The 22,269-nt window shown below is 69.9% G+C and carries 20 protein-coding genes; 9 read left to right on the forward strand and 11 right to left on the reverse strand.

Annotated elements, in window-relative coordinates; translation table 11 throughout:
• Positions 1-5: 5 nt before the first annotated feature.
• Positions 6-695: a hypothetical protein gene (locus tag AC1RVY_RS20150; RefSeq protein ID WP_492807901.1), complete on the reverse strand. Its 690-nt coding sequence runs from the start codon at positions 693-695 to the stop codon at positions 6-8.
• Between the two features lie 72 nt (positions 696-767).
• On the opposite strand from AC1RVY_RS20150, the gene AC1RVY_RS20155 reads away from it, so the two are divergent.
• The 3 genes from AC1RVY_RS20155 (at position 768) to AC1RVY_RS20165 (ending at position 2,355) form a co-directional block, all read left to right on the forward strand.
• Entirely contained in the window at positions 768-1,367 is a 600-nt protein-coding gene (locus AC1RVY_RS20155) for a DUF2975 domain-containing protein (protein ID WP_492245046.1), read from the forward strand.
• A gap of 24 nt (positions 1,368-1,391) precedes the next feature.
• Positions 1,392-1,655, forward strand: a complete 264-nt coding sequence (locus AC1RVY_RS20160; RefSeq protein ID WP_492807903.1) for a helix-turn-helix domain-containing protein — start codon at positions 1,392-1,394, stop codon at positions 1,653-1,655.
• A gap of 364 nt (positions 1,656-2,019) precedes the next feature.
• A complete protein-coding gene (locus tag AC1RVY_RS20165; protein WP_492807905.1) occupies positions 2,020-2,355 on the forward strand; it encodes a hypothetical protein in 336 nt (111 codons plus the stop codon).
• Positions 2,356-2,388: 33 nt separating this feature from the next.
• Here the strand turns inward: AC1RVY_RS20165 and AC1RVY_RS20170 are convergent, their stop codons facing one another.
• The 3 genes from AC1RVY_RS20170 to AC1RVY_RS20180 form a co-directional block, all read right to left on the reverse strand.
• Entirely contained in the window at positions 2,389-3,291 is a 903-nt protein-coding gene (locus AC1RVY_RS20170; RefSeq protein WP_492807907.1) for a DMT family transporter, read from the reverse strand.
• Complete coding sequence (gene queA / locus AC1RVY_RS20175; protein ID WP_492807909.1) at positions 3,288-4,415, reverse strand: tRNA preQ1(34) S-adenosylmethionine ribosyltransferase-isomerase QueA; 1,128 nt, start codon at positions 4,413-4,415, stop codon at positions 3,288-3,290. The genes AC1RVY_RS20170 and queA overlap by 4 nt, the downstream gene beginning before the upstream one ends.
• A gap of 82 nt (positions 4,416-4,497) precedes the next feature.
• Complete coding sequence (locus AC1RVY_RS20180) at positions 4,498-5,778, reverse strand: cyclic di-GMP phosphodiesterase (protein ID WP_218296806.1); 1,281 nt, start codon at positions 5,776-5,778, stop codon at positions 4,498-4,500.
• A gap of 148 nt (positions 5,779-5,926) precedes the next feature.
• On the opposite strand from AC1RVY_RS20180, the gene recG reads away from it, so the two are divergent.
• From recG to AC1RVY_RS20205, 5 genes are all read left to right on the forward strand, one after another.
• Positions 5,927-8,152, forward strand: coding sequence for an ATP-dependent DNA helicase RecG (gene recG / locus AC1RVY_RS20185; protein ID WP_492807911.1), 2,226 nt, complete (start codon positions 5,927-5,929; stop codon positions 8,150-8,152).
• Between the two features lie 88 nt (positions 8,153-8,240).
• Positions 8,241-9,206, forward strand: coding sequence for a LysR substrate-binding domain-containing protein (locus AC1RVY_RS20190; protein WP_218296808.1), 966 nt, complete (start codon positions 8,241-8,243; stop codon positions 9,204-9,206).
• 158 nt (positions 9,207-9,364) lie between these two features.
• On the forward strand, positions 9,365-11,104 hold the full coding sequence (locus AC1RVY_RS20195) for a dipeptidase (protein ID WP_492807913.1): 1,740 nt from the start codon (positions 9,365-9,367) through the stop codon (positions 11,102-11,104).
• Between the two features lie 122 nt (positions 11,105-11,226).
• The gene (locus tag AC1RVY_RS20200) at positions 11,227-11,730 is read left to right on the forward strand and encodes a Dps family protein (protein ID WP_218296810.1); all 504 of its coding nucleotides are present in this window, start codon (positions 11,227-11,229) and stop codon (positions 11,728-11,730) included.
• A gap of 172 nt (positions 11,731-11,902) precedes the next feature.
• Positions 11,903-12,271, forward strand: a complete 369-nt coding sequence (locus AC1RVY_RS20205; RefSeq protein ID WP_218296811.1) for a response regulator — start codon at positions 11,903-11,905, stop codon at positions 12,269-12,271.
• 20 nt (positions 12,272-12,291) lie between these two features.
• Here the strand turns inward: AC1RVY_RS20205 and AC1RVY_RS20210 are convergent, their stop codons facing one another.
• The 4 genes from AC1RVY_RS20210 to AC1RVY_RS20225 are packed head-to-tail and all read right to left on the reverse strand — an operon-like array spanning position 12,292 to position 18,399.
• Complete coding sequence (locus AC1RVY_RS20210) at positions 12,292-13,428, reverse strand: hybrid sensor histidine kinase/response regulator (protein ID WP_492808055.1); 1,137 nt, start codon at positions 13,426-13,428, stop codon at positions 12,292-12,294.
• Positions 13,429-13,484: 56 nt separating this feature from the next.
• Positions 13,485-14,096, reverse strand: a complete 612-nt coding sequence (locus AC1RVY_RS20215) for a chemotaxis protein CheB (RefSeq protein WP_369643577.1) — start codon at positions 14,094-14,096, stop codon at positions 13,485-13,487.
• Positions 14,093-14,932 (reverse strand): CheR family methyltransferase, encoded by an 840-nt coding sequence (locus tag AC1RVY_RS20220; RefSeq protein ID WP_218296812.1) that lies wholly within the window; start codon positions 14,930-14,932, stop codon positions 14,093-14,095. The genes AC1RVY_RS20215 and AC1RVY_RS20220 overlap by 4 nt, the downstream gene beginning before the upstream one ends.
• A gap of 14 nt (positions 14,933-14,946) precedes the next feature.
• Positions 14,947-18,399 (reverse strand): response regulator, encoded by a 3,453-nt coding sequence (locus AC1RVY_RS20225; RefSeq protein WP_492807916.1) that lies wholly within the window; start codon positions 18,397-18,399, stop codon positions 14,947-14,949.
• Between the two features lie 129 nt (positions 18,400-18,528).
• Here AC1RVY_RS20225 and ubiA point away from each other — a divergent pair, with 129 nt between their 5' ends.
• Entirely contained in the window at positions 18,529-19,416 is an 888-nt protein-coding gene (gene ubiA, locus AC1RVY_RS20230; protein WP_492807918.1) for a 4-hydroxybenzoate octaprenyltransferase, read from the forward strand.
• A gap of 94 nt (positions 19,417-19,510) precedes the next feature.
• Here ubiA and proC read toward each other — a convergent pair whose 3' ends face one another.
• The 3 genes from proC to AC1RVY_RS20245 are packed head-to-tail and all read right to left on the reverse strand — an operon-like array spanning position 19,511 to position 22,201.
• A complete protein-coding gene (gene proC / locus AC1RVY_RS20235; RefSeq protein WP_218296815.1) occupies positions 19,511-20,347 on the reverse strand; it encodes a pyrroline-5-carboxylate reductase in 837 nt (278 codons plus the stop codon).
• A 34-nt stretch (positions 20,348-20,381) separates the two neighbouring features.
• On the reverse strand, positions 20,382-21,206 hold the full coding sequence (locus AC1RVY_RS20240) for a VOC family protein (RefSeq protein WP_492254065.1): 825 nt from the start codon (positions 21,204-21,206) through the stop codon (positions 20,382-20,384).
• 17 nt (positions 21,207-21,223) lie between these two features.
• Entirely contained in the window at positions 21,224-22,201 is a 978-nt protein-coding gene (locus tag AC1RVY_RS20245; protein ID WP_492807920.1) for a tripartite tricarboxylate transporter substrate binding protein, read from the reverse strand.
• Positions 22,202-22,269 lie beyond the last annotated feature (68 nt).

A 22,269-nucleotide genomic window follows, 5' to 3' on the forward strand; every position in this document is an offset into this window, starting at 1 on the left:
CCTGGTCAACCGGCGGCGCAGTCCGGAAACCGCCGTGCCAGCTCCGCTGCCGGCATGGTTTCCGCCAGGTCCATGTTGTGCGCGAGGGGGATGTACTCCCCGGGATCCGTGAAGCGCATGAGCGTGGTCACCAGCCGGTTCCCGGCGCTGCCCTTCTGGCAGCCTGCCAGTTCCACCCCCAGGCCCAGCTCGCGCGGGCCGTCGTCCACCGTTTTCCAGGCCAGGGCCTTGGCGCGCAGTGCCTGCAGCCGGGGCAATGCCTCCGGGTCGATGCGCCAGACCTGCACCGCGGTGCGGGCAGTGTCATAGGGTGCCAGCGGGCTGCGCTCTGCGGTGCCGCTCAGCTCCTGCAGCGGCAGCTTTTCTTCCCATCGCTCGGTGGTGGTGGTGCCGCCGGGTTGGCGCACCTTGCGGGACACGCTCACCGTCAGCTCCAGCGCCGGGCCATGGAGCCGCAGGCCGGGGCCGTGCACCACGGCGGCGCGCAGCGCGGCGGGGTCGAGCGTCTCCAGCTGGAGCTTGCGCAGCTTCCACAGGGACGACACCGGCACGGTGCCGCAGGCGGCCAGCAGTGCCGTGCACAGGATGAGAACGCCAAGGCCCGCCCCGCGCCGCCATGGCGGCCGGACGGGTGAAATAGGGCCCCGGAGCAGGCGGGTGCCGCTGCGAAAAGGGATGGGCGGGCTGGGTGTCATGCGGGTCGGACGGTGTTGAAATTTCTGTTTAACGGTATATTATTATTGTTTTACAGAAAAAATTGCCAAACCATGACGCGAACTCTGGCCACCCCGGTCTCCCCCGTCCACAGCCCTTCATTCCGCCGGCTGGCCTGGGGGCTGCTGGCCGCCAGCTGGGTGTGTGCCCTGGTGTCGCTGGTATTTTCGCTGGCGCGCTGGGCGGCGATCGGGCACGAGACCGGCTGGGGTGGGTGGATGCCCCTGACGGTGGTGCCGACGCAGGCCCTGCTGGTCGGGCTGACCCCGCCGCAGTCCATGGAGACGCAATGGCGGTGGGTGGGCGTGGCGCTGGAATGCATTCCGGCCCTGGCCATGCTGTACGCGGTGCTGTGCGTGCATCGCATCTGCCGGGCCTTCCTGGCGGGCGCCGTGTTCGGGCCGGTGGTCGTGCGCGGGTTCCGGGGCGTGGGCTGGGGCTTTCTGGCGATGTTCGCGACCTCGCTGGTCTACCAGGTGGGCGTGACGGCGCTGTTGTCGTGGCTGGCCTCCGGCCAGCAGGGCGGGCTCATCGCGCTGGGCGTGGGCTCGTTTGAAATGAGCGTGCTGGTGGTGGGGCTGATGATGCTGCTCCTGGCCCACGTGCTGGCCGAGGGCTGCCGCCTGCAGGCCGAAGCGGATGCGTTTGTGTAGCCACTCCCAGGTACCGTATTCCCCATGGCGATTGTTGTGACCCTGGATGAAATGCTCGCGCGCCGCAAGGTCAAGTCGCGGGACCTGGCGGCCCATGTGGGCATCACCGAGGCCAACCTGTCCTTGCTCAAGAGCGGCAAGGTCAAGGGCGTGCGCTTCGAGACGCTCTCGGCCATCTGCGAGTACCTGCAATGCCAGCCCGGAGACCTGCTGGCGTGGGCCCCGGATGCGGAGGGGGGGGCGGCGCCTTCGGGTGGTGTGGCCGGTGGCCTGGCGCAGGACGATTAGCCCAGGGCCCTGCACCGGGGATGGGCGCCGGCGCCTGGCCTGGGCGGTGGGTGGTGCCTTGCTGCTGCACGGGCTGGGCTGGGTGGTGCTGTGGAAAACCTCCGGGCCCTTGCGGCCCGCTCCCGGGGCCGCGCCCGCCATGGTGTGGGTGGCGGTCACGCCGCCACCGACCCCGCCCCCTCTGCCCGATGCGCCGCGTGCGGTTGCCGTCTCTCGGCCCGCGGGCCATGCCGGCAGCGGCGCGCTTTCGGCGCATCCGCCTGCCACAAGGATGCTGGGCAGGGCGCACGACCCCGCCCCTGGCCTGCGGCCGCCTGGCCCGGCCCCGGGGCCCGAGGCCGCCCTCCGGGAGGCGCCCTCCGCCATGGTTGCCGCTCCCGCGCCGCGTGCGCCAGCGTCCGGGCCCGTGCTGGCGCCACCGTCTGCGCCCGGCGTGGAGGATGTGGCGCGCGCGCTGGAGCGCGAGCGGACCTGGCAACGCCAGCATGGACCGCCACCGCCGCGGCGCTGGGATGTGGCCCCGGCGACGGCGGGCCTGGGCGCGGGAAGCGCCGAGCGCGACCTGCGGGGCGCGGACGGCACCCGCACGGCCCGGGTGGCGGGGCCGTGGGGCAGCTACTGCGTGGAGCTTGCGCCGGCCAATCAGCCTGCGGCCATGGGGGCGGCACCGCGCATCGCGCCGGTGCGCACCTGCCGCTGAGGCGTGTGGTGTGGGCCTGCCAGAACCACGGGCTCAGCGTGTTTCGCGCACCGTGAGCCAGGCGCTCATGGCGCCGCTGAGCACGATGGCGGCAATGCCGGCCAGCGACCAGTCGTCGGGCACATGGCCATAGACCATCCACCCCGCGAGCATTGCAAAGCCGATCTGCGAGTACAGGAACGGCGCGATGGACACCGGGGTGGTGCGTGCGTAGGCATTGAGCAGCAGCATGTGGCCCACCGCGCTCGACAGCCCCATGGTGAACATGCCCAGCCACATCCACGGGTCATTGACCGACTGCCATGCGAACGGCACGCCCAGCGACACGATGCCGGTGGCGATCCAGCTGGTGTAGAGCTGCGTGGTGGCGGGGCTTTCATGCCCGGCCATGCGGCTGCTGAGGATCTGGTAGCCCGTGCCGGCGGCCAGCAGGCACAGCGGCCACAGCGTGGCCCAGGTGAAGGACTCGCCGCCCGGCCGGATGATGGCCAGCGTGCCTGCAAGGCCCAGGGCCACCAGCAGCCAGCGCCAGGGGCTGACCCGCTGGTGCAGCCACAACGCGGCCACCAGGGTGACGCACAGCGGCGTGGTTGCCACGATGGCCGTGAACTCGGCCAGCGGCATGTGCATGATGCTGATGAATCCGAACAGGCTCGTGGCCGCGAACAGGGCGCCGCGCAGGGCCTGAAAGCGCGGCTGCGTGGTGCGCAGGGCACGCGGCCCCTCGCGGTGCAGCACGAAGGCCGTGGTCAGCACGGACTGGAACAGGTAGCGCATCCACAGCGCGATGACCAGCGGCACGCCCGTGCTCACGAGCTTGGTGGCGGTGTCCAGCAGCGCGAAGCAGGCGCAGGCCACCACCGTCAGCACAATGCCGGTCAGCGCCGCGCGCTGCCGCGTGGCGCCTGCGCCAGGGACGCGGGCGGGCACTGTCACGGTGCGCCGCGCGGGCGCTCCAGCAGCATCGCATCCCCGTAGCTGAAGAACCGGTACCCCTGCGCGATGGCGTGCCGGTACAGGCCCATGGTGTGCGCATAGCCCGCGAACGCGCTCACCAGCATCATCAGCGTGCTCTTGGGCAGGTGGAAGTTGGTGACCAGCACATCCACCACCTGGAAAGCAAAGCCCGGCGTGATGAAGATGCTGGTGTCGCCCGTGGCCAGACCGGTCTTCGCCCACGATTCGAGCGTGCGCACCGTGGTCGTGCCCACGGCCACCACGCGGCCACCGCGCTGGCGGCAGCGCTCCAGCGCGGCCAGCGTGGCCAGCGGCACCTCGTACCACTCGCTGTGCATCTGGTGCTCGGCCAGGTTTTCGGTCTTGCAGGGCTGGAAGGTGCCCGCGCCCACGTGCAGCGTGACGCTGGCGCGCTCGATGCCGCGCGCGGCCAGGCCGGCCAGCACGCCCTCGTCGAAGTGCAGCGCGGCGGTGGGCGCGGCCACGGCGCCGGGGGCGCGCGCAAACACCGTTTGGTAGCGCTGGCTGTCCTCGGCTTCGTCGGGGTCGTGGCCGGTGTTCTGCTGGCGCTCGATGTAGGGCGGCAGCGGCAGGTGGCCGTGGCGGTCCATCAGCTCCCACGGCGACTCGCCTGCGGGGCCGTGCAGCGCAAAGCGGAACAGCGGGCCGTCGTCATGGGGCCAGCGGCCCAGCAGCGTGGCGTCGAAACCACCGCCGTGGCGGCCGCCCGCCATGTGCACGGTGCTGCCGGGCAGCGGCTTCTTGCTGACCTTCATGTGGGCCACGACTTCGTTGCCCGTGCCGCCGGCTTCGGCGGGCAGCACGCGCTCGATCAAGAGCTCCAGCTTGCCGCCGCTGGCCTTCTCGCCAAAGATGCGCGCCTTGACCACCCGGGTGTCGTTGAACACCAGCAGGTCGCCTTCGCGCAGCAGGCCGGGCAGCTCGCGGAAGATGCGGTCCACGGGCTCGATGGCGCGTCCGTCCAGCAGGCGCGAGGCGCTGCGTTCGGCGGCGGGGTGCTGGGCAATGAGTTCGGGAGGCAGCGAGAAGTCGAAGTCGCTGAGCGTGTAGGTGCGCGGGGCAGGCGGGCTGGATGCGGTCATGGGGCTTGAGGGCCGGACAGGCCCGTGCCAAGAAAAAAGCGGGGAGGCCGCCATTTTCCCACGGCGGGGCCGGGGGCCGGGCCTACCAGGTCTTTTCGGGAAAGCCCGACCACAGCTCGTTCAGGTCCGGAAAGCGCCACTTGTCCGGGTCTTCGCGGGCGACGATCTTCTCGTGGCACCCCGGGGCGGAGAGATCCACCGTCTCGGGCGGGACGCGCAGGCCGGAATTGGTGGAGAAGAACACCTTGACGTGGGGCGTGGTGAGCGCCGCGGCCGATTGCTCGGTCACCACGCCGATGCGCCCCGAGGTCAGCCGCACGAGCGAGCCCACGGGATAGATGCCGATGCTCTTGACGAACGCCTGGAACAGCCGCGCGTCGAAGTGGTCCTGGGTCCATTCGGCCATGCGGCGCAGCGATTCGGCGGGGTCCCAGCCGCGCTTGTAGGGGCGGTCGGAGGTGATGGCGTCGTACACGTCGCAGATCGCCGTCATGCGCGCGATCACGCTGATGCCGTCGCCCTGCAGCTTGTCCGGGTAGCCGGAGCCGTCCACCTTCTCGTGGTGGTGCAGGCACGCGTCCAGCACCGCGTCGGGCATGTTGCCGCCTTCCTTGAGCATGTGAAAGCCCTGCACCGGATGGCTGCGCACCACGGTGAACTCCTGGTCGGTGAGCTTGCCGGGCTTGTTGAGTACCGCGAGCGGTACCGCGGCCTTGCCCAGGTCGTGCAGCAGGCCCGCCATGCCGGCCAGCCGCTGCTGGTCGTCCTTGAGCCTGAGCTGTTTGGCCAGCGCCACCATGAGCGCGCACACGGCCACCGAATGCATGTAGGTGTAGTCGTCCGCCGTCTTCAGGCGCGCCAGGCTGATGAGCGCGCCCGGGTTGCGGGTGACGGAGTCCGAGATTTCCTCCACCAGGCTCTGTGCGCTGGCGGAGTCCACCGCGCGCCCCAGGCGTGCCTCGTTGAACATCGAAATCACCGCCTCCCTGGATTTCACGCAGAGGGCGGCGGCGGCCTTGAGCTCGCTCTTCATGTCGGCGGGCTTGCGGTCGCGCCTGGGCGGCGGGGGTGGGGAGGGCAGCGTGACCTTGATGGGCGGCAGGTCCTCCAGCCGGCTGAAGTCCGTCTCGATCTGGGCGTCCACCTCCTCACGGGACACCGAGGCGGTGCCGGGGGCCACGTCCCGGCCCCGGGAGGTGTCGATCCAGCATTCATGGATCGCGGTGGCCTGGATGCGGGCGAGGTCCTTGGGGTCGCTCAGCAGGAACTTGGCCCGCCAGAAGGGGTGCTCCATCCACGAGCCGCAGAACTCGTGCAGATACATGCCCAGGGTAAGGTGCTGAATTTGGATGCGCTTGAGCATGGCAAGAAGACCCCTGGACTCGGAAAAGGCGCCTGCCTTGACGCGCTGGCAGTGGTAACCATGGTAGCCTTTTTGCCCATTCGTGTCGTTCGTAAAACCCGCTACATGCCCGCCGCCGTATCCAGAGTTTCCCCTAGGGGACATGTGAATGCCGATTCGCCCTAGCCCCCCGGCGGCGGCGGCGCCTGCCGTGCCCAAGGGCGGTGCATCGGTGGCCCAGAAGGCGCTGCAGAAGCTGGGCCTCAAGCGCGACATCGACCTGGCCTTGCACCTGCCCCTGCGCTACGAGGACGAAACCCGCATCACCCCGCTGGCCAGCGCGCGCGACGGGCAGATGGTCCAGATCGAAGCCACCGTGACCGCCAGCGAGGTGCAGCTGCGCCCGCGCCGCCAGCTGGTGGTGCAGGTGGAGGACGGCTCCGGCACGTGCGAGCTGCGCTTCTTCAGCTTCTACCCCTCGCACCAGAAGACCCTGTCCGTGGGCGCGCGCCTGCGCATCCGGGGCGAGGTCAAGGGCGGGTTCTGGGGCAGGCAGATGCTGCACCCCGCGTTCCGCCTCGCGGGCGGCGAGCTGCCCGCCGCGCTCACGCCCGTCTACCCCACCACGGCCGGCTTGCCGCAGCCCTACCTGCGCCGCGCGGTGGTTGGCGCGCTGGCCCGGGTGGACCTGTCGGACACGCTGCCACCCGGCACCGAGCCGCCGTATGCGCGTTTTACAAGCCAGAATGGCCTCCCGCGCTTGTTCAGCCTGCGCGAGGCGCTCACTTTTTTGCACCACCCCACGCCGGACGTGGCACTGTCCACGCTGGAAGACCACAGCCACCCCGCGTGGCAGCGCCTGAAGGTGGAGGAGCTGCTGGCCCAGCAGCTGTCGCAGCAGCAATCACGCCGCGCGCGGGACATGCTGCGTGCGCCGGTGCTGAAGGTGCGTCGGCCCACCGATGGTGCGCTGCCGCTGCACGAGCAACTGATGGCCGTGCTGCCCTTCAGCCTGACCGCCGCGCAGCGCCGCGTGGGCGAGGAGATCGCGGCCGACCTGGCGCGCCAGGTACCCATGCACCGGCTGCTGCAGGGCGACGTGGGATCGGGCAAGACCGTGGTGTCGGCCCTGGCCGCGTGCCTGGCCATGGACGCGGGCTGGCAGTGCGCGCTGATGGCGCCCACCGAGATCCTGGCCGAGCAGCACTTCGCCAAGATGATCGGCTGGCTCGAACCCCTGCTGGCCGCGCGCGGCCGCAGGGTGGCCTGGCTGGTGGGCGGGCAAAAGAAGAAGGACCGCACCGCCATGCTCGCGCTGGTCGAGAGCGGCGAGGCCGCCCTGGTGGTGGGCACCCACGCCGTGATCCAGGAGCAGGTGCGGTTCAGGAACCTGGCGCTGGCCATCATCGACGAGCAGCACCGCTTTGGCGTGGCGCAGCGGCTGGCGCTGCGGCAAAAGCTGGCGGAGGGCGTCGCCGCCGGGCCGCCCCAAGGGGACGCGGCCCCCTCGGGGGGCAGCGACCCGCGCAGCGGCGGAGCGTGGGGGCGCAAGGTTCCCATGGAGCCGCACATGCTGATGATGAGCGCGACCCCGATTCCGCGCACGCTGGCCATGAGCTACTACGCCGACCTCGACGTCTCGGTGATCGACGAGTTGCCCCCCGGCCGCACGCCCATCGTCACCAAGCTGATCGCCGACAGCCGCAAGGACGAAGTCATCGAGCGCATCGGCGCCCAGGTGGAGGCCGGGCGGCAGGTGTACTGGGTGTGCCCGCTGATCGAAGAGAGCGAGGCGCTGGACCTGACCAATGCCACCGCGACGCATGCCGATCTGAGCGAAGCGCTTCCCGGCGTCATGGTCGGGCTGCTGCACTCGCGCATGCCCAGCGCCGAGAAGAAGGCGGTGATGGCGCTGTTCACCAGCGGCCAGATGGGCGTGCTGGTCAGCACCACCGTGATCGAGGTGGGCGTGGACGTGCCCAACGCCTCGCTCATGGTCATCGAGCATGCCGAGCGCTTTGGCCTGTCGCAGCTGCACCAGCTGCGCGGCCGCGTGGGGCGCGGCGCGGCGGCGTCCGCCTGCGTGCTGCTGTATGCCACCAACGACAGCGGCCGCGTGGGCGAGACCGCCAAGGAGCGCCTGCGCGCCATGGCCGAGACCAACGACGGCTTCGAGATCGCCCGGCGCGACCTGGAGATCCGGGGCCCCGGCGAGTTCCTGGGCGCGCGCCAGTCGGGCGACGCGCTGCTGCGTTTTGCCGACCTGGCCACCGACACCGTGCTGCTCGACTGGGCCCGCGAACTGGCGCCGGTGATGCTGGACCGCCACCCGGACCTGGCGGCGCAACACGTGGCGCGCTGGTTGGGTGGAAAATCGGACTATCTGAAGGCATGAAGATGACACTCCCCCCAAGCCGCCGCGCGCTGCCGCGCGCGCAGCATGGGCAGGGGACTGCCATTCACCCCCAGCCCAGGAACAGACCATGACCCTGACCGAACTCAAGTACATCGTCGCCGTGGCGCGCGAGAAGCACTTTGGCCATGCGGCCGATGCCTGCTATGTCTCGCAGCCCACGCTGTCGGTCGCGATCAAGAAGCTGGAGGAAGAGCTCGACGTGAAGCTCTTCGAGCGCAGCGCGGGCGAGGTCTCGGTCACGCCGCTGGGCGAGGAGATCGTGCGCCAGGCCCAGAGCGTGCTGGAACAGGCGGCGGCCATCAAGGAAATCGCCAAGCGCGGCAAGGACCCGCTGGCCGGCCCGCTGACCCTGGGCGTGATCTACACCATCGGGCCCTATCTGCTGCCCGACCTGGTGCGCCAGGCCATCGGCCGCTCGCCGCAAATGCCGCTCATGCTGCAGGAGAACTTCACGGTGAAGCTGCTGGAAATGCTGCGCACGGGCGAGATCGACTGCGCCATCCTGGCCGAGCCGTTTCCGGACACGGGCCTGGCCATGGCGCCGCTGTACGACGAGCCCTTCATGGCGGCGGTGCCCAGTTCGCACCCGCTGGCGGCCAAGAAATCCGTGACGGCCGCCGAACTCAAGAGTGAAACCATGCTGCTGCTGGGGGCGGGCCACTGCTTTCGCGACCACGTGCTGGAGGTCTGCCCCGAGTTCGCGCGCTTTGCGAGCAATGCCGAGGGCATCCGCAAGTCCTTCGAGGGCTCGTCGCTGGAGACCATCAAGCACATGGTGGCCGCGGGCATGGGCGTGACGCTGGTGCCGCGCCTGTCGGTACCGCGCGACGCCCTGCTGACCGTGTCGCGCCGCCGCAAGAGCGACGAGACCTACATCCGCTACCTGCCCATCCGTGAAGAGGATGGGGGGCCGCCGCCCATGCGCCGCGTGGTGCTGGCATGGCGGCGCAGCTTCACGCGCTACGAAGCCATCGCGGCACTGCGCAACGCCGTGTATGCCTGCGAGCTGCCCGGCGTCAAGCGCCTGTCCTGACCCCGCCTGCGCGGGACTACACTCTCGCCCCGCATGGCGTGCGGCTGCTTTCGGGCGGCACGCCGCGGGCGGCGCCAACGGGCCGTCCGCACCGCGGGGCTGCGCCACATGCGCACCGCGGGCGCCCTGCGCACTCCACAACCCAAGGAAAGCAATAGATGAAAAAAATCCTGATGGCCGCCGGCCTGGCCCTGGGCCTGGCCGCGTGCACCAGCATGCCCACCAACGCACCCTCGGCGGGCACTGTCAAGAAGGCCGACATGGACCGCCTGGTGGCCGTGCTGCCCGCCGCAGCGCAAGGCAGCTTCACCGAGTTCCTGGCCCAGGCCGCGCGCGAGAACCCGCTGCTGCGCGCCAGCGTCTCGGCCTATGCGGCCAAGCAGCCGCTGGCGGGCGATGACCTGGTCAACATCGGCCGCCTGCTGGGCCTGTACAACCGCCTGCACAACCAATCCGCGGTGATCGACGCCACGGCGAAGATGGTGGCGCTCCCCACCTTCCGGTCCGAGAAAGTGCCGCCGCACGAGGACAAGTCCATCATCGCCTTCGGCGCGCTGGTGGAACGCATGGCCCGCGATTTTGGCCTGCAGTACCGCAATGTGGACAACCGCATCTTTGAAGTGAAGCTGCCCGGCACGGGCAAGGAGGAGTTCGGCATCCTCACGCACGCCGACGTGGTGCCCGTGGTGGCCGACGAATGGGTGCTGGACGACGGCACGCGCCTGGACCCGTTCAAGCTCACGCGCGTGGGCGGCAACCTGTACGGCCGCGGCTCCATCGACGACAAGGGCTCGATCGCCGCCGTGCTGTATGCGATGAAGACGGTCAAGGACAGCGGCCTGCCGCTGTCGCGCACCATCCGCCTCATGATCGAGACGACGGAAGAGACCGGTGGCGACGCCATGAAGTACTACCGCGCCAGGACCGAACTGCCCGAGTACAACATCGTGCTCGACAGCAAGTACCCCGCCGTGGTGGCCGAGAAGGGCTCCGGCGCGCTGCGCGCCTCGTTCGCGCTGGGATCGATGGCTAGCGTCAGCGCCACCGCCATCACCGCCATGGCCGGCGCCGCATCGGCCAACGCCGTGCCGCAGACCGCCACGGCCAGGCTGCAGGGAGGCAACACCGCCGACGTGGCTGCGCGCCTGAACGCTGCCAAGGCGGCGTTCGTCGAGAAGTACAAGCCGCAGGGCGGGCCCTTCGGCATCGACGTGGCCCAGGACGGCGCGGCCGTGCAGGTCAAGGTCACCGGCGCATCGGCCCACGGCTCGCGCCCCGAAGAGGGCGTGAACCCGCTGCCACGCCTGGCGCTGTTCCTCAAGGAATCGGGCGTGGCGTTGGCACCCAACGGCTACGCGCAGGCCGTGCGCTACCTCACCGACCTGTACGGCACCGACTACCTGGGCCGTACGCTGGGCCTAGCGTATGCCGACGACTTCATGGGCCCGCTGACCATGTCGCCCAACCTCGTGCGCGAGAAGGACGGCAAGGTCGATGTGCTGGTGAATGTGCGCATGCCCCGCGGCAGCACGCCCGAGGCGCTCTCCCAGGCGACGGCCGCGAAGATCAAGGCCTGGGGCGCCCAGGCCGGCGTGGCGGTGGAGGTGGACCACCAACAGGGCAACTGGATGGCCCGCGACCCCCAGGGCGCCTGGCTCTCCACGCTGCTCAACACCTTTGGCGACATCACGGGCCTGGAAGCCAAGCCCGTGCCCACCGCCGGCAGCACCACGGCCAAGCTCATGCCCAACGCCATCAACTTCGGACCCGCCATGCCCGGCAAGAAGTACACGGCCCACAACGCCAAGGAGTTCAAGGAAGTGGTGGACCTGGACGCGGACATGCAGATGTTCACCGAGATGCTCGTGCGCATCGGGAATTTGAGCCAGATGCAGTGATGGCTTTGGCGCCTGCGCTACAGTGACCACCAGCCGCCGTGCGCCGTGGCCCGGAGCCTTCCGGGCTGCGATGGCGCGGCGGATTCCATCGATTGACCCCCATTCCAACGAAGGAGCTTCCCATGGCCAAGGCCCCCAAGACCACCGCAGCCCCCAGCATCAACATCGGCATCAGCGACAAGGACCGCGCCGCCATCGCGCAAGGCCTCTCGCGCCTGCTGGCCGACACCTACACGCTGTACCTGACCACGCACAACTTCCACTGGAACGTGACGGGCCCCATGTTCAACACGCTGCACACCATGTTCATGGCGCAGTACACCGAACTGTGGAACGCGGTGGACCCGATCGCCGAGCGCATCCGCTCGCTGGGCCATGTGGCGCCCGGCTCGTACGCCGAGTTCGGCAAGCTCGCCACGGTGCCCGACGCGCCCGCCAAGCCGCCCAAGGCGCTCGATATGGTGCGTGTGCTGGTCGAAGGCCACGAGGCCGTGGCCCGCACCGCCCGCAGCCTGTTCCCGCTGGCGGACAAGGCCAGCGACGAGCCCACGGCGGACCTGCTGACGCAGCGCCTGACGGTGCACGAGCAGACGGCGTGGATGTTGCGCTCGCTGCTGGAGGAGTAGCCGCACCGCAGCCCTGGACGCGGGGCGGCGCCCGCGTGCGCCCCCAGGGGACGGAAGTGCGCGTTGTCCTACAGGGGGCCGCCTGGCTTGTGTGGATGATCCGGGCTTGGGCATGCCGCCTGCTGCCGTGGGGCGACGTCAGGGGCATGGAGGACAAGAAAATCTGTGATGTATGCGAATCCTCTACGTGGAAGACAACGCCGAACTGCGCGAGACCATTGGCATGTTGATGGAGGGCGAAGGCCAGACGGTGACTTCGTGCGCCACGGCCGAAGAAGCCCTGGAGCTTGATGCCCTGCAGTCCTACGACCTGCTGGTCTCGGACGTGAGCCTGCCCGGCATTTCGGGGACGGATCTCGCGCGCCGGCTGCTGGCCCAGGACCCGCAACGCTGGGTGGTCCTGTGCTCGGGCTATGAACTGGGCCACTATCCCGGCGCCTGGGGCCCCAATGTCCGGACCTTGCTCAAGCCCTTCGACCTGGAGGACCTGGAGCAGCTGCTGAGTTCCATCCGCGAGGCCGTGGCGCGCCCCGTCGCCTGACACGCCACCGCCGTGCCGGCTCAGGCCGGCGGTGCCTTGCGATCGCCGGGCGCAGACGAGACCCGGGGCAGGGTCACGCGAAAAGAGGTGCTTGCGTCCTGTGAGCACACCTCGATGTTCCCCGAGTGCGCGCGAACGATCTGGTGCGCGATGAACAGTCCCAGCCCCAGCCCCTGGTGGCGTCCCGGCTCTCTTTCCCGTCCGTGGAACGGGTCGAAAAGATGGGGCAGCATGCCTGGCGGTATCACGCCCCCGTTGGCCACCGAGACCGACACGCTCCCCGCCTGGGTTCCGTCCACCGCGATGCGCACGGGTTGTGCGGGATCGCCGTGGTGGATGGCATTGCCCACCAGGTTGGTCATCACCTGGCACATGCGCTCGGCGTCCCAGACCCCGGCCAGGTCCCCCGCCAGCGTGGACTCGATGCGGTGGGCCGGGAACCCGGTCTGCACCTCGTCCAGCGCGCGCTGCACCACGGCCTGCATGTCGACGGGGCCCAGCTGCAGGGCCAGCCCGCCCGCGTGGCGTATCCGGGTGACGTCCAGCAGGTCTTCGATCATCCGGCCCATGCGCTGGCTGCTGCTGAGCACCCGGTCGGCCATCGCGCTCACCTTCTCGGCATCGGGCTGGCGCTTGAGCACCGTGGCGGCCGCCGTGATCGACATCAGGGGCGTGCGCAGGTCGTGGCTCAGCACCGCCATGAACATCTCGTTGATGCGCAGCGCCGCCGTGCGCTCCTTCAGTTCGTGGGCCAGGGCCTGCTTGCGCCGGTGCAGCTCGAAGAACACGTTGGCCTTGCTGGTGAGCACGTGCGGTTCGATGGGCTTGTACAGAAAGTCCACCGCACCGCTTTCGTAGCCCCGGAACTGCCAGTTCTGCTCGCGGGAACCGGCGGTCATGAAGATCAGCGGAATATGGCGCGTGCGCTCGCTGCCGCGGATCAGTTCGGCCAGCTCAAAGCCATTCATCTCCGGCATCTGCACATCGAGCAGGGCCAGCGCCACGTCCCCGTGGGCGAGCAGCAGCTCCAGTGCCTGAGGGCCGGACTGGGCCTTCAGGATGTCGAGGCCGTCGCGCTGCAGCAGCGCTTCCAGCGCGATCAGGTTTTCAGGAATGTCATCGACGAGCAGGCATTTGATGCGGTCGGTGTGTGGCATGGTCTTCGCGTGCGGGGAGAGGATGTGGGCGTCGGGGTGGGTAAGGGCGCGGTGCATCACAGCAGGCGCTGGCGGTGCAGGTCTGCGATCAGATCGGCAATGCCTTTGGGGGGCAGGACGTGGTGGGCCTCGGTGCAGGCCAGCGCGGCCTGCGGCATGGTGGGCATGGCCGCGCTGGCGGGTTCCTGGACGATGGCCAGCCCGCCCGCGGCGCGGATGGACCGCAGGCCGTGGGCCCCGTCCTCGTTGGCGCCCGAGAGCAGGATGCCCACCAGGCGGCCGCCATACTGGTCGGCCGCGGATTCGAAGAGCACGTCGATCGAGGGGCGCGAGAAATGCACGGGCGCGTCCACGGACAGCGCGATGCCCGGCCCCGCATCCACCAGCAGGTGGTAGTCCGGCGGCGCGAAGTACACCGTGCCCGGGGCGATGGACTGCTTGTCCTGCGCTTCGTGCAGGGGGAGCGCGCAGCGTTGCCGGAAGATCTCCGCCAGCAGGCTGCGCCGGTCGCGGGGCAGGTGCAGCACGATCAGCACCGCGGCGCGCAGGCTGGCGGGCAGCGCGGGCAGCACCTGCATGAGCGCATCGATGCCGCCGGAGGACCCGCCCACCACGATGGCGTCGTAGCCCTCCAGGGGCTCGGCTGGCGGGTGTCGTGGCCGCGTCACAGGCCCGCCTTCTTGCGGTAGATGCGGTCCTCGGGCACGAGGTCGTCAAAGGCATCCGCCTGGCCGGAGAACCGCAGCGACTCCTTGGAGCCCAGGCCCAGGAAGCCCCGGTGGCACAGCGCGTCGCGGAACAGCCCCAGCGCCCGGTCCTGCAGTTCGCGCTCGAAGTAGATGAGCACGTTGCGGCAGGAGACCAGGTGCATCTCGGCGAACACGCTGTCGGTGGCCAGGCTGTGGTCCGAGAACACCATGTGCTCCTTGAGCGACTTGTCGAACACCGCCCGCCCGTAGTGGGCCGAGTAGTAGTCCGACAGGGAGCTGCGCGCGCCCGAGCGGGCATGGTTCTCGGTGAAGGACGCGACACGGGCCACGTCGAACACGCCGGCCTCGGCGGCATGCAGCGCATGGGGGTTGATGTCGGTGGCGTAGATCAGCGTGCGCTCGAGCAGGCCTTCCTCGTGCAGCAGGATGGCCAGCGAATACACCTCCTCGCCCGCGCTGCAGCCCGCCACCCAGACCTTGAGCGACGGGTAGGTGCGCAGCAGGGGCACCACCTCGTTGCGCAGCGACAGGAAGTAGCTTGGGTCGCGGAACATGTCGCTGACCTGCACCGTGAGGTACTCGAGCAGTGCCGGGAACACCGCGGGCTCGTGCAGCACGCGGTCCTGCAGCTGCGACAGCGTCTGGCACTGGAACTGCAGCAGGGCCGTGTTCAATCGCCGCTTGAGGGACGCCTGCGCATAGCCCCTGAAATCGTAGTGGTAGCGGTGGTAGATCGCATCGATCAGCAGGCGCTGCTCGATGTCCGCCGTGCGTGCCTTCTTGCGGTGGGGCATGGTGCGCTGCCGGGTTACTTGGGCATCCAGACCCGCACCAGCGACAGCAGCTTTTCCACGTCGAGCGGCTTGGCGATGTAGTCGTTGGCTCCGGCCGCCAGGCATTTTTCCTGGTCGTCCTTCATGGCCTTGGCGGTGAGCGCGATGATGGGCAGGCGCCGCCATTCCGGGCGGGCGCGAATCTCGCGCATGGCGGTGTAGCCGTCCATCTCCGGCATCATGATGTCCATGAGCACGAGGTCGATGGCATGGGCGCTTGCGCCGCTGTCGGCGCGGGCCAGGGCGTCCAGCGCTTCGCGGCCGTTGCGGGCGATCTCCACGCGGATGCCCGAGGGCTCGAGGATGCTGGAGAGCGCGAACACGTTGCGCACGTCGTCCTCCACCACGAGCACGGTGCGCCCTTCCAGGGCCGTGTCCCGGTTGCGGGCCACCTGCAGCATCTGGCGGTGTTCGGCGGACAGCTCGGACTCCACCTGGTGCAGGAACAGCGTGACTTCGTCCAGCAGCCGCTCGGGCGAGCGGGCGTCCTTGATGATGATGGACTTGGAGAAGCGCCGCAGCAGCTGTTCCTCGTCGCGCGACAGCGCCCTGCCGGTGTACACGATGACGGGCGGGAACGACACGCCGTCCTGCTCGGTCATCTGCTGCAGCAGCTCGTAGCCGTTCAGGTCGGGCAGGTTCAGGTCCATCACCATGCAGTCGAAGGTCGCGCCGCGCAGGTGTTCGAGGGCGGCGGCGGCGGTGCCGGCGCAGACGATCTCCACGCCATCGCGGCTGAGCAGGTGGCGCACGCTTTCCCGCTGGCGCTCGTCGTCTTCGACCACCAGCACGCGGTGCATGTTCTGGGTGAACTTGGCCTCCAGGCGCTCCAGCGCATGCACCAGTTCCTCGCGCTTGACCGGCTTGAGCGCGTAGCCCACGGCGCCCCGGCCCATGGCTTCCTGCGAATAGTCGGCCACCGACACCACGTGCACGGGGATGTGGCGCGTGGCCGGGTTGCGCTTGAGCTGGTCGAGCACGCCCAGTCCCGAGAAGTCCGGCAGGTTCACGTCCAGCACGATGGCGCTGGGCAGGCTCTGCGTGGCGGCCAGCATGCCGTCGGCGGCGTTCAGGGCCACGGCGCACTCGAAGCCCATTTCCTGGGCCAGGTCGCGCAGGATGTGCGCAAAGCGTTCGTCGTCCTCGATGATGAGAATGCTGCGCGCACCGGCGCGCGGCAGTGGCGCCGGGCCCGCGCGGGTGCCCGGAGGGGGCGGGGCGTCCTGCGGCGCCGCGGCAGGCAGCCGCGCGGGCGCATCGGCGGGCGGGGCGGACTCCGCGCGCACGCGCGCGGGCAGGAGGGGCGCCACCGGCATGGCCGCTTCCAGCTGCAGGGGCAGGACCAGCGTGAACACGCTGCCCTGGCCGGGCGTGCTTTCCACGGTGATGTGCCCGCCCAGCAGCTGCGCCAGGTCGCGTGAGATCGACAGGCCCAGGCCCGTGCCGCCGTACTTGCGGTGGGTGCTGCCATCGGCCTGGCGGAAGGCTTCGAAGATCAGTTCCTGCTGGTGCGCGGGAATGCCGATGCCGGTGTCCTTGACCACGAACGACAGCGTGTCGCCGGGGTTGCGGGACACGTGCAGCGCCACCGAGCCCTGCTCGGTGAACTTGATCGCATTCGACAGCAGGTTCTTGAGCACCTGTCCCAGGCGCAGGGGGTCGGTGTCCATGGTCGCGGGCACGTCCGGGGCCACGGTGGCGTTGAGCGCCAGGCCCCTTTCCTGGGCCAGCGGGCGCAGCGGGTCCACCAGTGCCTGCACGGCCCGTGCGATGGAAACCGGCTCCACGGCCACGGTGGCCTGGCCTGCCTCGATCTTGGACAGATCCAGGATGTCATTAATGAGCGCCAGCAGGTCGTTGCCGGCCGCGTAGATGGTCTGCGCGTACTTCACCTGGTCGCCGCTGAGGTTGCCGGGCTTGTTGTCCGACAGCAGCTTGGCCAGGATCAGCGTGGAGTTGAGGGGCGTGCGCAGCTCATGGCTCATGTTGGCCAGGAATTCGCTCTTGTACTGGCTCGACAGTTCCAGCTCGCGGGCCTTGTCGGTCAGCGCGCTCTGGGCGCGCAGGAGCTGTTCGCGCTGGTGCTCGAGCTGCTGGGTCTGCTCTTCCAGGTGCGCGTTGGTCTGCTCCAGCTCGGTCTGCTGCACTTCCATCTGCGCCTGCGATTCCTGCAGCACGCGGCTTTGCTGCTCCAGCTCCTCGTTGTTGACCCGCAGCTCTTCCTGCTGCATCTGCAGCTCCTCGGACTGGCGCTGGGTTTCTTCCAGCAGGGATTCAAGGCGCGTGCGGTCGATGCCCGAGCGGATGGCCACGGCCAGCATCTTCGAGGCGCGCTCCATCAGGTCGCGCTCGGCCTCGCCCACCGGCCGGTAGAAGCCCAGCTCGATCACGGCGAAGACTTCGCCGTTTTCCACCGCGGGCGCCACCAGCAGCTCGGCCGGGCCGGACTGCCCGGTGCCCGAGGCGACCTGCAGGTGGCCCGGCGGCACATCGCGCACATGCAGCAGCTGGCGCGAGCGCACGGCCTGCCCGACGAGGCCCTCGCCCGCGAGGAGTTTCTGCTCCAGGCGTTCGCGCGGCAGGGCATAGCCGCCAAACAGCGCGAAGCTGCCGTGGCCATTGGCCGCATAGCCCGCGCCGACGGAGGCCTTGAGGTAGGTGGCCAGGTATTCCAGGGCCAGCTCGCCGATGTCCTCGAGCCGGTGGTCGCCCTGGATGCGCTGGCCCAGGCCGGTGAGGCCCGCCGCCACCCACGACTGCAGGGCCTTGGCGCGGTATTCGCGCGCGGTCAGCGCGGCGGAGACGCAGATCAGCACCAGCAGCACCAGCGAGCCGCCCCACGAATAGTAGGCGGAGGCCGTGGCGGCATCCACCCACTGCTGGCGGCGGGCTTCCAGCTGCTGGCTTTGCAGCGTGAACAGGTCGGCGGCCAGGTCGCGCACGCGGTCCATGAGGTTCTTGCCGGCATCGGTGCGCACGAGCGCCATCGCGCCGTCGGCATTGCCGGCCTTGCGCAGCTCGATGGTTTCGTTCAGCTCGCGCAGCTTTTGCTGGGCCAGGTCATCGATCTGCACCACCAGCCGCCGCTGCACGGGGTTGTCCGCCGTGCTGGCCTTCAGGGCGGACATCTGCCGCTCCACCGCGGTGAGCGCGAGCTGGTAGGGCTGCAGGTAGGGGGCTTCGCCCGTCAGCAGGTAGCCCCGCTGGCCCGTCTCCGCGTCCTTGAGGGCCGAACTCAGCAGATTGAGCTGGCGCATCGCCAGGGTGGTCCGGTCCATCGCATCGACCGCGTCGGCGCGCAGTTCCGAGGCGCGGAAATTGACCAGCGCGATGACCAGCGTGGCCAGGGCCGCCACCACGAAACCCGCCAGCAGCGTGCGGGGGATGGCAAAGCGCGTGGCGGCCTGGGGGCTCGATGATCGGGGCATGCGGGCTGGTCCGTAGTGGAAGGGAACGCGAGACTTTACCGGTTCTTCGGGCTGCCCGTACCCTCCCTGCTACATTCGGTGCGCCCGCGTGTCCGGCGGGTTTCCACCGTCCTTTTCCGCTCAGCCCGCATGCCGTCCGTATCTTTGCGCAGCCGCTTCGCCCTGTACCTTGACCTCATCCGCTGGGACCGCCCCGCCGGCTGGCTGGTATGCCTGTGGCCCACGCTCAGCGCGCTGTGGATCGCGGCGGAAGGGTTTCCGGGCTGGCACCTGCTGGCGGTGTTCGTGCTGGGCACCATCCTCATGCGCAGCGCGGGCTGCTGCGTGAACGACGTGGCCGACCGCGACTTCGACAGGCATGTCAAGCGCACGGCGCAGCGCCCGGTCACCACGGGCGCCGTGGGCGTGAAGGAAGCCCTGGCCCTGGGCGCGGTGCTGGCGCTGCTGGCGTTCGGCCTGGTGCTCACCACCAACGCCGCGGCCATCGCCTGGTCGGTGCCCGCGCTGCTGGTGGCCATCGCCTACCCGTTCTCCAAGCGCGTGATCTCCATGCCGCAGGCGGTGCTGGGCATCGCGTTCAATTTCGGCATCGTGATCGCGTTCGCCGCGGTGCAGGGCGCGGTGCCTGCCGTGGCCTGGTGGATGTGGCTGGGCAACCTGTTCTGGGTGCTGGCCTACGACACCGAATACGCCATGGTGGACCGCGACGACGACCTGCGGATCGGCATCAAGACCTCGGCCATCACGCTGGGCCGCCTGGACGTGGCGGCCATCGTGGCGTTCTATCTGCTCTTCCTGTCCATTTGGGCTGTAGCGCTTTATCGGTATGCGCTAGGTGCTATGTTTTACATAGCAATCGCCGGTGCGCTCGTGCAGGTGCTGTGGCACTGGCGCCTGATCCGCCACCGCACCCGCGAGGGGTGCTTCAAGGCCTTCCGGGTCAACCACTGGCTCGGCGCCACGGTGTTCGCGGGGATCGCCGGCAGCTATCTGCTGCGCCAGCTGGCGGCCCATTGACCCGTTTGCAGACGGTGTCTCCGCCTGTCACGGGGCTGCGCGGTACCCGCTGGCCGCGGACGGCATGGCCCCGGCCAGGGCAGCGCCTCGGGGCTTAGCCGCCGAATTCATCGCCCAGTTCAAGCGCCCGCTGCTCGGCGGCGCGCATGGCGGCCTCGAAGCTCGCGCCCATGCCCGCGGCCTCCATGGACTGCAGCGCCGCGTAGGTGGTGCCGCCTTTGGAGGTGACGCGCTGGCGCAGCACGGCGGGCGGCTCGTCGGAGCGGCGCGCCAGCTCCGATGCGCCCACGAACGTGCCCACGGCCAGCTGGTGCGCCTGCTGCTGCGACAGCCCCATGCCGACGCCCGCCCGGGTCATGGCTTCCAGGAAGTAAAAGACATACGCCGGGCCCGAACCCGACAGCGCCGTGACCGCGTCGAGCTGCTTTTCGCTTTCCACCCACAGGAATTCCCCGGTGGACGCCATGATGGACTCGACCTGCACGCGGGCGGCCGCGTCCACGGCGGGGCGGGCATACAGCGCGCTCATGCCCTTGCCCACCAGCGCCGGCGTGTTGGGCATGGTGCGCACGATGCGTTCGGTGCCCAGCCATTGGGCGATGCTGTCCGAGCGGATGCCGGCGGCCACGCTCAGGTGCAGCGCGTCCTGCGTGTGGGCCCGGGCCTGGGCGGCCGCGTCCTTGAAGGTCTGGGGCTTGACGGCCCAGACCACGATGCGGGCGCGCTGCAGGGCGGGGCCGGCTTCGGGCTGGGCCTCGATCCCGTAGTTCTTGCGCAGCGCCTCGCGCGCTTCGGGCCAGGGCTCGACCACTTCGATGTCGCGGGCGGGGTGGCCCTGGTGGATCAGCCCGCCAATGATGGCGCTGGCCATGTTGCCACCGCCGATGAAGGCGATGACGGGCAGGGAGGTGGGAGCGGCGGTGGTGTTCATGTCGGGCAGGCGGAGGGAATCAAAAGCTGGCAGTTTAGGGAATCTCGGCGGCCAGCCATTGGAGCGCGACGCCGTGGGTGGCCGCGGTGCCGGGCGGGAGCGTGTCAGCGCGGCGGCGAAGGACCAGCGCGCAGGGCCCTTCGCCGCGCGAGGCCAGCCGCTCGCGCAGCGCCTGGGCGGCGGGCGGTTCTGCCGCGCCGGGGGCGCTGGCCGCGCGCTCGGGGCTCTGCAGCCACAGCAGCGTGCTGCCCAGCGGGAGCCGCGCGGTGCGGATTCCGCCTGCGCTGGCCAGGGTGGCGGCCTGCGCCTGCGCGCCCAGCAGGGCCTGGTAGCGCGCCAGGGTGGCATCCAGGTCGTGCACGGCCACCGTCAGCGCCGCAGCGCCCTCTGCGCCGTTGGGGTGGACGCGGGCGGCGCCTTCGGGCACGCGCAGGGCCCGGGGGGTGATGTCGCCGCACAGGAAGGGAACGTCCGGCGTGGCGTGGCGCGCGGTCTGCCAGCGAAGCTGCGCGCCGTCGGGCCGCAGCCGGCCGCCGTCGACCGGGCCGGTCAGGGTGCCGAGCCCGCGCGCGCGTGCGTCCGCCAGCGCCTGCACGGTGTCCGGCGCACGCAGCGCGAAGTCCACCAGGCCTTCGCCATGGTCGCGCAGCGTGCGGTACCAGCGCTCTTCGGGGGCCGGGGCCCGCCATGCGATGAGTTCCAGGTAGGCGCCGTCCGCAAACACCACCAGGGCGTTGTGCGAGGTGCGCCCCGGGTGCTGCCCGCCGGGAAGCACCTGCAGGCCCAGGGCGCGATAGTCGGCGATGGCGGCTTGCAGGTCGGCCACGGCGATGACGATGTGGTCCAGGGCGAAGGGCATGGCGTGGGGCTCCATGGTCATTCGTCCAGCTTCAACCGGGTTTCGCGCACGAATTTGCCCCAGCGCTCGTATTCCTCGCGCACGTGGCGCTCCAGGCCCGGCCCGTCGCTGGCGACGACTTCAAAGCCCGCCTGCGTGAGCCTGGCCTTGATGTCGGGCGTCTGCAGGGTGGCCTGGAAGTCCTCGGTCAGCTGGTGCACCGTGGCGGCCGGTGTCGCGGCGGGCACGAACAGCCCGATCCAGGAATAGGCCTCGAAGCCGGGGAATCCCGATTCGGCCACGGTGGGCACGTCGGGCAGTTCGGGCAGGCGCCGGGCGCCCGTCACGGCCAGCGGCTTGATCTTGCCCGCGGCGATCTGGCCGCGCAGCGCCGCATAGCTGAGCAAGGTCAGGCTGGCCACGTCGCCCAGCACCGCCTGGACGGCGGGGCCGCCGCCGCCAAAGGGCACATGCAGCACGAAGGTGCCGGAGCGGCGCTTGATGTCCTCCATCACCAGGTGGTTCATCGAGCCGAGGCCGGTGGATGCGTAACTGTATTTGCCGGGCGCCTTGGCGGCCAGGTCGAGAAAGCCGCGCAGGTCCTTGGCCGGCACGGAGGCGGCGGCGCCGATCACCAGCGGAAACCGCAGCGCCAGCGAGACGCCCGCGAAATCCTTGAAGGTGTCGTAGGGCAGCCGGGGCTTGGCGATGGGGTTGATGGCGTGGGTGTCGAAGCTCACCAGCACGGTGTTGCCGTCCGGGGCCGACTTGGCCACGTACTGCGTGGCGATCTGGCTGGCCGCGCCGGGCCGGTTCTCCACGACCACCGGGCGGCCCGCCTTCTCGGCCAGGCGGGGCTGCAGGATGCGCGCCGCGATGTCGGTGCTGCCCCCCGGTGGAAAGGTGATCACCAGCTTGAGGTTGGCATCGTTGCTGGCCAGCGCGGGGCCGCCCAGCCCCAGGGCGGATGCAAGGGCGGCCGCCAGGATCTGGCGGCGGGACGCGGTGCGGGTCATGGAAACTCCTCTTCAAGTGAATCAGCGGCGGGCGCCAAGGCTGGCGCCCGAGGACATGCCGGGGGGCG

The organism is Acidovorax sp. GW821-FHT11A03, from assembly GCF_058809075.1.